Raw genomic sequence first — 13132 nt, 5'->3', positions numbered from 1 at the left:
GGAAATGTGGAAAACATTTTTTGGCCGGCTTTGGAATGCGACAGAAGGCCACGTTTCCATAGCTCCTATCCGCCTTGCCTTTTAGCCCCCAACCGCCGTGGACCAGGCTGTTGATAACCTGGGTGTGTAACGCTGGAGGGCGCGTATCACGTGGCTTTCAAGCGTTTGATCAAAAAACGTACTGCCGCCCTCGCTAGCTTCTATTGCTACCTTGTCAAGCCTTGACAGGTAAGGGTCGGACGAGTAAGTGCCCTGTGGATAACTCTGTGGGAAACCTTTGGAAACGATGCTGTAGAGGCCGTATTCAGGGCCTTGAATAGGTGCGTTGTACAAAGAAATTATTTTTTGGGGCTCGGTCCGAAAGGAAATTTGCCTCGGCCAATTGTGTCTACAGCGCACGGCGGGCATGCTGAGGTCCCTACTTATCTATCGTTTGGCCGGTTCGCTGGCACCTTAGGAGAGCCTAATGACTTCCACCGTCTTTATTACTGGCGCCACGTCTGGCTTCGGCGAAGCCTGCGCCCGGCGCTTTGCCGAGGCCGGCTGGTCGCTCATCATCACTGGCCGTCGCGAAGACCGGCTTAACGCTTTGGCCCAAGAGCTGTCCGCCAAGGTAGACGTGCTCCCACTGGCCGTGGACGTTCGGGACCGCAAAGCCATGGAAGCTGCCATTGGTAGCCTTCCAGCACAGTTCTCCACCCTGACCGCGCTGGTGAACAATGCTGGCCTGGCCTTGGGCAACGATCCAGCGCCCTCGTGCGACCTGGACGACTGGGAAACCATGGTCGATACCAATATCAAGGGCTTGCTGTACACCACCCGCCTGCTCCTGCCTCGGCTGATCGCCCATGGCCGGGGCGCAGGTATCGTCAACCTAGGCTCGGTAGCCGGTAGCTACCCTTATCCGGGCAGCCATGTGTACGGTGGCACCAAGGCCTTCGTGAAACAATTCTCGCTGAACCTGCGCTGTGACCTGCAAGGCACGGGTGTGCGCGTAACGGACCTGGAACCTGGCATGTGCGAGAGTGAGTTCTCGCTGGTACGCTTTGGCGGGGACAAGGCGCGCTATGACGCTACCTATGCCGGCGTCGAACCCCTCCAGCCCCAGGACATTGCCGACACTATCTACTGGATTCTCACTCAGCCGGCCCACATCAACGTGAACCGCCTGGAAGTGATGCCAGTGAACCAGGCCTGGGCGGGCTTCGCAGTCAATCGCCAGAAGTGAGCGCGCTAGCCAAGGCCGCCAGGCAGGTGTAGAGGTGGTAGGGCGTAGTGGATGGCATGTCATGCCGGCTCACGGCGCCTGCTGCGTCCCGGCATTCGAACCAGCCTGCAGGGCGCAGGAACTGGGCCTGCAGGTGCTGCAGGCCAGCCATGAGCGCCTCGTCGCTATGTGGAAGCAGGGTTAGTGCACGAAGGTATTCGGCCTGTGCCCAGATGCGACGGGTGCCGTCCAGCAAGGTGCCGTCGGCCTTAAGCGTGGCGCACACAGCACCGTCGCGCAGCCCTTGCTGCTGTGAGCGCACCATCGCTTCGGCCATGTCGGATGCCAGGGCATGGGTGCTCAGCCGTGCTGATGAGGCCAGCAGGTAGAACCATTCGAACTGGTGGCCAGGCTCGTACCAGTTGTCCACGGCGGTGAGTGGCTTCTCCAGCAGCACGCCGTGCTGCGGGTCGAAGAACAGCTGGTGCATGCCGTTGCACAGGTTTAGCAGCGCCGCGTGTGTTGCCGCCTCCGGGCGTACCTCAAGGCTGGCCAGGAACGCCTCGGCCAAATGCATCAAAGGGTTCTGCAGTGCACCTTGCCCCAGGCTCGACCAGTCTTGGGCCAGGCAGGCTTCGTACAACCCATGGTCGATCGAGAACCGCTGCACGGCTGCCAAGGCTTGGTCCAGGCACGCCTGCGCGGCCGGCTCGCTGCGCAGGTAATGGGCGCAGGCGAACACGATGAACGCGTGGGTGTATAGGTCTTTGCGGGTGTCCAGAGGTTGGCCATGGGCATCGACGCTATAAAACCAGCCCCCCTGGGCGGGGTCGGCGAAATGCCGGTTCAGTGAATCGAACAGTTGCCTGGCGCGTTGGGCCGCGCCCGGGCGCTTGCCCAGGGAGGTAAACACGAACAGCTGCCGCGCACAGGCCATGGCTCGGTAGCGCTGGGCTGGCAGCGGCTGGTGATGTTCATCCAGGGCCTCGTAGGGCAGCTGAAGGTCGGCGTTCCAACCTGGCCCTTCCCACAAAGGAACGATGCCAGTGAGAAAATGTTCCCACACCAAGGTGTAGGTAGCGGCAAGCTGAGGGTTCACGCAGGAGGCAGGCATGGACGGCTTCATGGGGCGGCAAATGCGCGCCACTCTAGCAGAAAACCAAGGCCAGGTCGGCACACCTGGCAGGCGCCACAGCCCTGTGGGTGCCGGCCTTGGCCACGCATAGCGCTACGCTGCCAGCAGATACCCCCCAGCAATGGCTGCCGCTGCACCTGCCAGGCGTACCAGGGGCGCAGCTGCATGGGGCAGCCAGCGGACAACGGCGTAGCCTGCGGCATGCAAGGCGGCCGTGACACCAATGAAGCCGGCCGCATAGGCCCAGGCGCTGGACATGGCCGGCAGCTCAAGGCCATGAGCCATGCCATGGCACAGTGCAAAGCCTGCGGTGGCGATCATTGCCAGCGACAGCGGCGGGCGCACGGCCAGCGCCACAGCCAGGCCCAGCGCCAGTACCGAGGCTGCAATTCCGCTTTCCAGGCCCGGCAGGGCTACACCGGCAAAGCCAAGGCCGCCACCTGCCAGCATGGCGACCAGGAACGTGCAGGGCAGTGCCCAGCGCCCGCGGCCTTCCTGCTGGGCTGCCCACAGGCCTACGGCAACCATGGCCAGCAGGTGGTCCAGGCCACTGAGGGGGTGGCTGGCGCCGGCCAGCAGGCCCTGGCCATGGCCGGGGTGGGCGAATGCCATGGCGGGCAAGGCGAACAGAGCAAGCGTGGCGATCAACTGCTTACGGGTCATAAGGGCTTCCTTGTGGTCAGGCTGCGTTCAGCAGGCCTTGACGTTCGATAAAGGCGATAATGGCGTCCAGCCCCTGGCCGGTTTTCTGATTGCTGAACACAAAAGGCTTCTCGCCGCGCATCTTGCGTGTGTCCCGGTCCATGCTGTCCAGTGAGGCGCCTACCAGGTCTGCCAGATCGATCTTGTTGATGACCAGCAGGTCGGATTTGCAGATGCCCGGGCCACCTTTGCGCGGCAGCTTGTCCCCAGCCGATACGTCGATCACGTACACCGTCAGGTCCGACAGTTCAGGGCTGAAGGTCGCCGAAAGGTTATCCCCACCGGATTCCACCAGAATCAGGTCCAGCCCAGGAAACCGGCGGTTCAGCTGATCCACGGCTTCAAGGTTGATGGAGGCGTCTTCGCGAATGGCCGTATGCGGGCAACCCCCGGTTTCCACGCCAATGATCCGCTCAGGGGCCAGCGCTTCATTGCGCACCAGGAAGTCCGCGTCTTCGCGGGTATAGATGTCATTGGTGACCACCGCCAGGTTGTAGCGCTCACGCAGGGCCAGGCACAAGGCCAGGGTCAGCGCCGTTTTGCCGGAGCCGACAGGGCCGCCGATACCGACACGCAAGGGTTGGGTGTTCATGCAGTTCTCCTAGGATCTGAACAGGCGGCTGTACTGGCGTTCGTGGGCCATGCTGGCCAACGCCAGGCCGAACGGGGCGCTGCCAATGTGGGTAGGGTTCAAGGCGCAGGTGGCGCGCTGGGCATGCTCCAATGCCGGGAGCAGTTCGCTGGTCAATTGCTGGGCGGCCTGTTGGCCCAGGGGCAAGGTCTTCATCAGCACCGCCAGTTGGTTCTCCAGCCAGCCCCAGAGCCAAGCTGCCAAGGCATCTTCTGGAGAAAGGCCCCATGCCCGGGCGGCTAGTGCCCAGCCGAGTGCCAGGTGGGGCTCGTCCATGTGATCGAGCAAGGTGCGTGCGGCAGTATCCAGCTCGGGTAGCCCCAACAGCAGTTGTTTGAGCGAATAGCCCATCTGCCGGCTTTCCAGGTGCAGCTCGCGGGTTTCCCGGCTGGCACGGTGCTCTTCGCTTCTCTGCTTCAAGGCAGGCCAGTTTTCGTCGGCTGCCAACCGACAGTGGGCCAGCAGCACTGGGCCGTCGAACCGGCACAGGTTCAGTTCAAGCTGGTCGCGCAGCCAAGTGGCAGCGGTGGCTCGGCAACGTACCTGGCCTGCTTCTACCGCCATTTCCAGCCCCTGGGAGTAGCTATAGCCGCCAATGGGCAGTTGTGGGCTGGCCAGGCGCAGCAGCGCCCACGCTTTGGTCATCGAACGGCGCCGAACTGGTGCAGGCGCGGGGCATAGTTGAAGCCTTCCTCACCTTGATGGGAGTGGTGGTGGCCGCCCCCATAGGCGCCGTGCTCGGGCTGGAAGGGTGCTTCCAGGGGCTGCACCGTCGCACCCAACTGCTCAAGCATGCCCCGAAGTACATGGTCATCCAGTAACCGTAGCCAGCCATCGCCGATTTGCAGCGCCACATGGCGGTTGCCTAGGTGATAGGCCGCTCGGGTCAATTCCAAAGCGTTGGCACAGGTGACGTGCAACAGCGATTCAGGCCGGGCACATACCCGAACGATGCGGCCGTCTTGGGCTTCCAGGTAGTCGCCGTCACGTAAAGGAGGCTGCCCCCGCTCAAGGAATAGCCCCACGTCTTCCCCGCCCTGTGCAAAGCAGCGCAAGCGGCTCTTGCTACGAGCTTCATAGGTAAGGTGCACCTCGGCATTCCAGGTAGGCTGCGCTGATAGACGGCGATGTATCACAAGCATGGGTCAGTTTCCGGCAAGGACCGATACAAGCGTAGAGCAAGCGCCTTGCCAAACTAGGTAGACGAATGAAGCCGTAGCAAAACCGGGGAAGTGCGGGTCGGATTGGGGCAGGGCGAGGTTAAATGTGGTGCGCCAGGCTATTTTTTTGCACCGTTTCGGTGCTTGATGGGGCGGGTGGCACAGGCCTGCAGGCCAGTCTCCAAACTCGGGGCGCGTAAAAGCCGTAAAAGGCCCTAGGCGGTGGCGCAAAGGCTGCGGTCTGCGCCATCTTGGGCAATGCTGTAGGTGTGCTGAATACTCAGGGCTGCTGTTGGCTTGGCTTGAGTTGCCACGGCTTGGTCAGTAACCGGCAGGGCGAAGGCACTTACGGTAACCAGAGACAAGGCTGCAGCGAGGAAGAGGTGTTTCATGGCAGGCGATTCCAAAAAATGTGGGGCAGGTTTCAGGCTGCCTATGCTACGCCGCGCCTGCCATTGCGGAAGTCGATCCTGAGCATGGTCACCATCGACCGGAACGATGGCTTCCGGCCCTTTTTGCCAGTCTCGCTTAACCTTGCCAAAAGGCAGGTATGCGCCATGGCACGGCAAGCCAGGCACGTTCCCCCGAACCAGCGCCGCCTCGCTGTAGTCACAAGCCTGACCATTCATTAGCGCGCTCATGAGAGAACAGGGTCGCTGTAAAGGAGATACCCATGTCCCGCCCCCTTCGTATCATTGCCTGGACCGTCGCCACGCTTGTGGTGCTGGTCCTCGCCCTTGTGGTGTTTATCGCGACGTTCAACTGGAATCGGGTAAAGCCCACGCTCAATGAGAAGGTGTCTGCCGCCTTGCATCGCCCGTTCGCCATCAACGGCAACCTAGCTGTGGAATGGGGGCGAGAGCCGGACGAAGGCGGCCTGAAAGCCTGGGTCCCTTGGCCACATTTCATTGCCGAGGACATCAGCCTGGGTAACCCAGACTGGTCCAGCACGCCGCAGATGGCCGGCCTCAAGCGCATTGAGTTTCGGTTGTCGCCCTTGCCGCTGCTGGCCCAGCACATTGTTATCCCTCGTATCAACTTGACCGAGCCTACCGCTGATCTTCAGCGCTTGAAGGATGGCCGCGCCAACTGGACCTTCGACATGGGGCCGAAGGATGAGTCGACAGAGCCCTCCAGCTGGGTATTGGACATTGGCGCTATCGGCTTCGACAAAGGCAAGGTCACCCTGGACGACGCTACCTTGAACACTCAGGTGGAGGTGCTGATCGACCCATTGGGCAAGCCCATCCCCTTCAAGGCTTTGGCAGGCCAGACAGACGCTGCCAAAGCGTTAGAGAAAGAGGGCAACAGCGCCCAGGACTATGCCTTCGGTTTCAAGGCCTCTGGCAAGTACAAAGGCCTGCCTGTGAAAGGTGATGGCAAGATCGGTGGGTTGCTGGCGCTGCAGGACACCCGCCAGCCGTTCCCTGTACAAGTGGACGTCACCGCTGGCGACACCTATGCCGCTGCAGTCGGCACCCTGACCGACCCCCGCAACTTGGGAGCCTTGGACCTTCATCTGAAGCTGTCAGGCACCAGCCTGGGCAACCTGTTCCCGCTGACGGGTGTGAACCTGCCTGATTCACCCGCCTACAGCACCGATGGCCACCTGATCGCTCGCCTGCATGAGGCCAGTGGCGCCACGTTCCGCTACGAGGGCTTCAATGGGCGTATCGGTGACAGCGACATTCACGGTGACCTGGGCTTTGCGGCGACCCAGCCACGGCCGAAACTGACTGGCAAGCTGGTGTCCAACCAATTGCTGTTCGCGGACCTGGCACCCTTGATCGGTGCCGACTCCAACGCCGAGCAGAAGGCCCGAGGTGGGGCAAGCAAGCAGCCTGACGGTAAGGTGCTGCCAGTCGAAGAGTTCAAGACTGACCGGTGGCGTGCCATGGATGCCGACGTGGAGTTTTCTGGCAAGCGCATCGTGAAAAGCGAGAGCCTGCCTATTACGGACCTGTACACCCATGTAGTGCTGGACGATGGCAAGCTGAGCCTGGAGCCCTTGCGCTTTGGAGTGGCAGGCGGCCAGTTGAATGCCCAGGTGGGCCTCAATGGCCGCTCCACGCCACTGCAGGGCCAGGCAAAGCTAAGCGCTCGCGGGTTCAAGCTCAAGCAGCTGTTCCCAACCTTCGAACCCATGCGCACCAGCTTCGGTGAGCTTAACGGCGATGCACAGTTCTCAGGCACCGGGAACTCGGTCGCCGCCTTGCTAGGTACATCCAATGGTGGCGTAAAGATGTTGATCAACGATGGCGCCGTGAGCCGGGACCTGATGGAAATCGCAGGCCTGAACGTCGGCAACTATGTGATGGGCAAAATCTTTGGCGACAAGGAAGTGAAGATCAATTGTGCGGCAGCGGACGTGGGGATCAAAGACGGCTTGGCCAGCACCAACCTCTTTGTATTCGATACCGAAAATGCGGTGATTTACATCGATGGTGATGCCAACTTCAAGACTGAACGTATGGACTTCAAGGTAACGCCCGAGTCCAAAGGCTTCCGCCTGTTCTCACTGCGCTCCCCCTTGTACGTTCGTGGCACGTTCGCCAAGCCCAGTGCCGGTGTGCAAACCGTGCCCCTGCTGCTGCGCGGCGCGGGCATGGTGGCATTGGGTGCGGTTGTAGCCCCGGCGGCTGGCCTGTTGGCCCTGGTAGTGCCCAGTGGCGACAAGGCGCCCAACGAATGCCGCCCACTGCTGGAGCAGATGCAGCAGGGCAAGGTGCCAAAAACGGTGAGGTGAGGCAGATGTAATTGATTTGCTAATGCACTGCCTACTTGACTTGGTTCAGGTAGGCAGATGCCGACGCGCTGTCATATCCACGCCTACTGCTTTCATGACCGCTAATAGGGTTTTGAGCGTTGGGTTACCTTTTTCGCTAAAGGACCGATAGAGCATTTCACGGGATAACCCTGACTCTCTGGCCAATTCCGTCATACCTTTGGCCCTGGCCACTACCCCTAGTGCTTTAGCGATATGCCCTGCATCGCCTGTCTCGAAAGCATCAGCCATAAATACCGCTATGCTCTCGGGGTCCGTTAAAGCAGACGCTGGATCATATTCATAGAGCTGTCCATTCATTGCTGTTCACTCCATTTGCTTGCAAGTGCTTTAGCCATCTCGATATCACGTGCCTGGGTACGCTTATCCCCTGCGCATAACAGGACGACTAGCGTTTCACCGCGTTGCTGGAAGTAAACGCGGTATCCGGGGCCATAGTGAATACGAAGTTCACTGATGCCTTCACCTACGGGTGCAACATCTCCCATCAAGCCGTTCGCTACTCTAAAAATGCGCGCTGCTATGGCTGCTTTGGCGCGCTGGTCCTTGAGTTTTTGTTCCCATGCCCGAAATGTAGCTGTCTGCCTGATCGTTTTCACGTGCACTGTAGCTTATAAGTCACATTTAGGTGAAAAAATAAGGCGCTTGGTCAAGCTTGTAAACGGCAGTTCGTAACGTGGTTTTTCAGGCAGGGTAGCAGCGTTCATAAAAAAACCAGGCATCGCCTGGTTTATTGTCCTGGCTGCTGAAAAGAATCAGCTCAGGTCGGCCAAGATGTCGGCCATGTCGTCGGCGTGCTCTTCTTCCTGGGCCAGGATGTCTTCGAAGATGCGGCGAGTGGTGGGGTCTTTCTCACCGATGTATTGCACGATCTCACGGTAGGAATCGATGGCGATACGTTCGGCTACAAGGTCTTCGTAGACCATTTCCTTGAGGTTGTTGCCCGCTTTGTACTCGGCGTGGGACATGGCCGAAATCTTGTCGGGGTCGAACTCCGGCTCGCCACCCAATTGCACGATACGCTCGGCCAAGCGGTCGGCGTGCTCGGCTTCCTGCTGTGCATGCTCGGCAAACTCTTCAGCGGCTACGCTGGCCTTGAGGCCGGTTGCCATGAAGTAGTGACGCTTGTAGCGAAGGGTGCAGACCAGTTCGGTGGCCAGTGATTCGTTCAAAAGGCGAATGATCTCTTCGCGGTCTGCGGTATAGCCTTCGGTCACGGCGCCATTGTCGACGTTCTGGCGGGCACGTTCTCGCAGGGTGTTCTTGTCTGTCAATTGCAGGTTCAGCATGGTGGTTCTCCAGGCTAGTGTTCACGGAAACCGGCCTGCTCTGTTCAGGGCGCTCTAGGCGCGTGGCAGGCTCGGTCTAGATGTGAGTGGCCGCTGCGCTGAAGGTTTCACCCAAGCGTGAGGCGGCCGGGCCTCACTTGGCCATTTCGTTTTGCTTGCGCTGTTCGCAGGTCATGAAGCCCTTGGTGTCTACCAGGCCCGCACTGTTGAAGCTCACGTAGTAAGGCTGCTGGTGGCCTTCGCGGTTCAGGACGTAGTTGTTGCAGGTCCCGTTGCTGGAGCCTGCAGTGCCTGGTACTACCGTGGAAGCCGGGCCGCCAATGGTATTCACTTGTTGCATGGTCATGCCTTTCTCTACCTGCTTGACCAAGGGTTCATTGCGGTAGGTCACAAAGTCCACAGGGTTCTCGGGTGTGGTCTGGCAACCAGCAAGCATGGCGAGGGTGGAAGCGGCGATCAGGGTTTGCCGAAACATGGGTATCGCTCCTTGAAAAGCCGGAATGGCTATGGGATTTGGAGCTTTGCTTGTGCGCAAGAGTTCGAACTTTCCATGCAGTGGCTAGCCGTTGCACTGCCGCCCGGCTTAAGGCTGGTTAAGCGTCACGTTCACTGGCAGACTGCCCATCCTTTCCGGGTGGTTTGTTCGAGGCCGTATGCCCACGTTTTCGTCACGTCATGTACTGATCGCCAGCTGGGTGCTAGTGATTGGCGGGCTATTGTTGGTGCTGCCGCTGCGCCTGTTGCCTAGCCTGCTGGCGGGCCTTCTGGTCTTCGAACTGGTCAACATGCTTACGCCCCAGTTGCAACGGTTGACCGCTGGGCCTCGGGCACGCTGGCTGGCGGTGGCCTTGCTGGGCACGCTGGTGGTGTGTGGGCTGGCGCTGATCTTCTTCGGCGCGTTCAGCCTGGTGCTTCACGAAGTGGAAAACCCCGGGGCGTCGCTGGACAAGTTCATGAGGGTGGTAGACCGGGCAAGGGGCCAGCTGCCGCCCGCGATCGACGCGTACCTGCCCGCCAGTGCTGCCGAATTTCGTGTGGCGATCGGGGCGTGGATGGGCAAGCACCTCAGCGACCTTCAGCTGATAGGCAAGGACGCTGTGCATACCTTTGTCACCTTGCTGATTGGCATGGTGCTGGGCGCGATCATTGCACTTCAGCGGGCGCCGGAGCATGCCGAGCGCCAGCCATTGGCCGCGGCCCTGTACCACCGGCTGAGTTTGCTGGTGCAGGCGTTCCGCAACATCGTATTTGCACAACTCAAGATTTCGCTACTCAACACCGCCTTTACCGCTACTTTCCTGGCCGTGGTGCTGCCGTTGATCGGTATCAAGCTGCCGCTGACCAAAACCCTGATCGTGCTCACGTTCCTGCTGGGGTTGCTGCCAGTGATCGGTAACCTGATCTCCAATACCTTGATCACCATCGTAGGGTTGTCGATCTCGGTCTGGGTCGCAGTGGGCGCGCTGGCCTACCTGATCTTGATCCACAAGGTGGAGTATTTCCTTAACGCCCGCATTGTAGGTGGGCAAATCCGTGCCAAGTCCTGGGAGCTGCTGCTGGCGATGTTGATTTTCGAGGCAGCGTTTGGCCTGCCCGGCGTGGTGGCCGGGCCGATCTACTACGCGTACCTCAAGAGCGAGCTGCGCGAGGCGGGGTTGGTATAGGGCGACAATCTACCTGCACCTGTTTTTTCCCGGGCTATGCCCGGTCCCACAGAGGCCACGATGCGCAGACGTCAGCCGTAGCGGCGCCAGGCCTCAATGGCCAAGCCACTGCCAATGCTGCCGAAGCGGTTGCCTTCCACGTGGCGAGCGTTGGGGAGCATGGCCGCAACGCTGTTACGCAAGGCAGGGATACCGCTGGAGCCACCAGTGAAGAATACGGTGTCCACCTGCGCTTCGGTGATGCCTGCACGCGCCAAGGTTTCACGCACGCTGTTGCGCACGCGGCCTAACAGGCCTTCGATGGCGCCTTCGAACAGCGTACGGGTCAAGTCAACACTTAGCCCCGGTTCGATGCGGTCCAGTGCCAGCAGCCGGTTAGGCGCCTCGGTGAGCTGGATCTTGGTCTCTTCCACTTCCATGGCCAACCAATGCCCAGCGCGCTGTTCGATCAGCCGGAACAGGCGGTCGATGCCAAGGGTGTCCTCAATGTCGTAACGCATGTTGCCCAAGGAAATCTGGGACTTCTGCGAATACACGGCGTTGATGGTGTGCCAGGTGGCCAGGTTCAAGTGGAAACTGGTGGGCATCAGGGCTTGGCTTTTCATGCGGCTGCCATACCCGAACAGGGGCATTACACCTTGAATGCTCAGTTGCTTGTCGAAGTCCGTGCCGCCCACATGTACACCGCCCGTCGCCAGGATATCGCTTTGGCGTTCGGTCAGGGCACGGCGTTCCGGCGCCAGGCGTACCAGGGAAAAGTCCGAGGTACCACCGCCGATGTCGACGATCAGTACCAGTTCTTCACGGTCGATGCCGGACTCGTAGTCGAAGGCGGCCGCGATAGGCTCGTACTGGAAGGACACATCCTTGAAGCCCACCTTACGCGCAACGGCGGCAAGGGTGTCTTCGGCGTCCTGATCGGCGCTGGCATCGTCGTCCACAAAGAACACCGGGCGGCCCAGCACGACCTGGTCGAATGCGCGATCACCGGCCTGCTCGGCCCGTTGCTTGAGCTGGGTAATGAACAGGCCTAATAGGTCCTTGAAGGGCATGGCGCTGCCCAGCACGCTGGTGTCGTGCTTGATCAGCTTGGAACCCAGCAAGCTTTTGAGCGACCGCATCAGCCGGCCCTCGTAACCGTCCAGGTATTCCTTCAGCGCCAGGCGCCCGTAGACTGGGCGGCGTTCCTCGGCGTTGAAGAACACCACTGACGGCAGCGTGATCTTGCCGTCTTCAAGGGCAAGCAAGGTCTCTTGGCCTGGGCGATACCAGCCCACCGTGGAGTTGGAGGTGCCAAAGTCGATGCCGCAGGCGCGAGCGAAGGAATCGGAGGTCATGGGTCGGCCTTGGAAAAAAACGGCCGCGCAGTGTATGCCAGCGTTCAACGAAATCGAAGGGCAGGCGTCGGTTATTTTAACGGGCTCGTGCCTTGAAAGCTGGCTATTGGCCCCAACCTAGAAGCCATTACCCGCGCGAACCTTTGCCACAGGCAACGTCTGATTGAAGACGCCCCCGCGCTTTCCTCTTTTCAGGTGGTACCCACAAATGGATTTCAAAGACTACTACAAGGTACTTGGCGTAGAGCCCAGCGCAGACGAGAAGACCATTAAAGCCGCTTACCGCAAGCTTGCTCGCAAATACCACCCGGACGTGAGCAAGGAGCCCAATGCCGAAGCGCATTTCAAAGAGGCCAACGAAGCCTACGATGCGCTGAGCAGCCCGGAAAAACGCGCCGAATACGACGAGCTTCGCAAGTACGGTGTGCACGGCCGCCCCTTCCAGGCGCCGCCTGGGTATGGCGGTGGCAATTTCGGTGGCGAACAGGCTGAGTTTTCCGACTTCTTCAGCTCCATCTTCGGCAACCAGAGCCGGGCGGGCAACCCGTTTGGCAACGCCCGGGGGCAGTCGCGCAATGCCAGCCGGCGGGGCAAGGACGTGGAGCTGGACCTGGCGCTGTTTCTAGAGGAAACCCTGGCAGGTGAGTCCAAGCAGGTTAGCTTCCGGGTGCCACAATACAATGCAGCCGGGCACCCTACTGGCAGTGTTACCAAAACACTGAACGTCAAAATTCCAGGTGGTGTTGCCGACGGCGAGCGCGTACGCCTCAAAGGCCAAGGTGGCCCTGGCCATGCGGGCGGTGAGGCAGGTGACCTGTACATCACCATTCGCTATGCACCGCACCCACGCTTCACGGCCGAAGGCACGGACCTGGTGGTTGAAGTACCTGTCGCCCCCTGGGAGCTGGCCTTGGGGGCCAAGGTACCGGTGCCTACGTTGACGGGGCGTATCAACCTGACCGTGCGCCCGGACAGTCAGAACGGCCAACGCCTGCGCGTGAAGGACAACGGCCTGCCCATCAAGGGCGGCGGCCGTGGTGACCTGTTCGTGCAGTTGAAGGCCGTGATGCCACCTGCTAACGACAGCACCAAGGCGCTGTGGGAGCAACTGGCCAGTAAGTCAGGGTTCGATCCTCGGGGTGTTTAGCTGCGAGCCATAAGCTGCAAGCTACAAGCTACAAGCTACAAGCTATAGGGCGCTCGATCTAAGCTTGAGGCTTGA

15 protein-coding genes are annotated in these 13132 nt (G+C 60.4%); 4 read left to right on the top strand and 11 right to left on the bottom strand.

Features of this window, described 5'->3' with window-relative positions:
- Positions 1-466: 466 nt before the first annotated feature.
- Positions 467-1228, top strand: a complete 762-nt coding sequence (locus tag HBH25_RS06930; protein WP_168082869.1) for an SDR family oxidoreductase — start codon at positions 467-469, stop codon at positions 1226-1228.
- Here HBH25_RS06930 and HBH25_RS06925 read toward each other — a convergent pair.
- The 6 genes from HBH25_RS06925 to HBH25_RS06900 all read right to left on the bottom strand — a co-directional run bounded on the left by HBH25_RS06925 (position 1212) and on the right by HBH25_RS06900 (position 5227).
- On the bottom strand, positions 1212-2321 hold the full coding sequence (locus HBH25_RS06925; RefSeq protein ID WP_168082867.1) for an AGE family epimerase/isomerase: 1110 nt from the start codon (positions 2319-2321) through the stop codon (positions 1212-1214). The genes HBH25_RS06930 and HBH25_RS06925 overlap by 17 nt on opposite strands.
- Positions 2322-2435: 114 nt before the next feature.
- Entirely contained in the window at positions 2436-3005 is a 570-nt protein-coding gene (locus HBH25_RS06920) for a HupE/UreJ family protein (RefSeq protein WP_168082865.1), read from the bottom strand.
- Positions 3006-3021: 16 nt separating this feature from the next.
- Entirely contained in the window at positions 3022-3636 is a 615-nt protein-coding gene (ureG, locus tag HBH25_RS06915; protein ID WP_168082863.1) for an urease accessory protein UreG, read from the bottom strand.
- A 9-nt stretch (positions 3637-3645) separates the two neighbouring features.
- Positions 3646-4320, bottom strand: a complete 675-nt coding sequence (locus tag HBH25_RS06910; RefSeq protein ID WP_168082861.1) for an urease accessory protein UreF — start codon at positions 4318-4320, stop codon at positions 3646-3648.
- Positions 4317-4817: an urease accessory protein UreE gene (gene ureE, locus HBH25_RS06905; protein ID WP_168082859.1), complete on the bottom strand. Its 501-nt coding sequence runs from the start codon at positions 4815-4817 to the stop codon at positions 4317-4319. The genes HBH25_RS06910 and ureE overlap by 4 nt, the downstream gene beginning before the upstream one ends.
- 233 nt (positions 4818-5050) lie before the next feature.
- A complete protein-coding gene (locus HBH25_RS06900) occupies positions 5051-5227 on the bottom strand; it encodes a hypothetical protein (protein WP_168082857.1) in 177 nt (58 codons plus the stop codon).
- A 281-nt stretch (positions 5228-5508) separates the two neighbouring features.
- Between HBH25_RS06900 and HBH25_RS06895 the strand changes: the two genes are divergently transcribed.
- Positions 5509-7581: an AsmA family protein gene (locus tag HBH25_RS06895; RefSeq protein WP_168082855.1), complete on the top strand. Its 2073-nt coding sequence runs from the start codon at positions 5509-5511 to the stop codon at positions 7579-7581.
- A gap of 45 nt (positions 7582-7626) precedes the next feature.
- Here the strand turns inward: HBH25_RS06895 and HBH25_RS06890 are convergent, their stop codons facing one another.
- From HBH25_RS06890 to osmE, 4 genes are all read right to left on the bottom strand, one after another.
- Positions 7627-7920, bottom strand: coding sequence for an addiction module antidote protein (locus HBH25_RS06890; protein WP_168082853.1), 294 nt, complete (start codon positions 7918-7920; stop codon positions 7627-7629).
- Complete coding sequence (locus tag HBH25_RS06885; RefSeq protein WP_168083504.1) at positions 7917-8219, bottom strand: type II toxin-antitoxin system RelE/ParE family toxin; 303 nt, start codon at positions 8217-8219, stop codon at positions 7917-7919. The genes HBH25_RS06890 and HBH25_RS06885 overlap by 4 nt, the downstream gene beginning before the upstream one ends.
- A gap of 156 nt (positions 8220-8375) precedes the next feature.
- Complete coding sequence (locus tag HBH25_RS06880) at positions 8376-8909, bottom strand: ferritin-like domain-containing protein (protein WP_168082851.1); 534 nt, start codon at positions 8907-8909, stop codon at positions 8376-8378.
- Positions 8910-9042: 133 nt separating this feature from the next.
- Positions 9043-9384, bottom strand: coding sequence for an osmotically-inducible lipoprotein OsmE (osmE, locus tag HBH25_RS06875; RefSeq protein WP_168082849.1), 342 nt, complete (start codon positions 9382-9384; stop codon positions 9043-9045).
- Positions 9385-9562: 178 nt separating this feature from the next.
- Here osmE and HBH25_RS06870 point away from each other — a divergent pair, with 178 nt between their 5' ends.
- A complete protein-coding gene (locus tag HBH25_RS06870; protein ID WP_168082847.1) occupies positions 9563-10573 on the top strand; it encodes an AI-2E family transporter in 1011 nt (336 codons plus the stop codon).
- 71 nt (positions 10574-10644) lie between these two features.
- Here the strand turns inward: HBH25_RS06870 and HBH25_RS06865 are convergent, their stop codons facing one another.
- Entirely contained in the window at positions 10645-11910 is a 1266-nt protein-coding gene (locus HBH25_RS06865; protein WP_168082845.1) for an Hsp70 family protein, read from the bottom strand.
- A 208-nt stretch (positions 11911-12118) separates the two neighbouring features.
- Between HBH25_RS06865 and HBH25_RS06860 the strand changes: the two genes are divergently transcribed.
- The gene (locus HBH25_RS06860) at positions 12119-13057 is read left to right on the top strand and encodes a DnaJ C-terminal domain-containing protein (protein ID WP_168082843.1); all 939 of its coding nucleotides are present in this window, start codon (positions 12119-12121) and stop codon (positions 13055-13057) included.
- Positions 13058-13132: the final 75 nt, after the last annotated feature.

It is taken from the genome of Pseudomonas quercus (assembly GCF_012033695.1).
Lineage (GTDB): Bacteria > Pseudomonadota > Gammaproteobacteria > Pseudomonadales > Pseudomonadaceae > Aquipseudomonas > Aquipseudomonas quercus.
The sequence above is the reverse complement of the archived record's forward strand: the minus strand, read 5'-3'. Positions and strand labels throughout refer to the sequence as shown.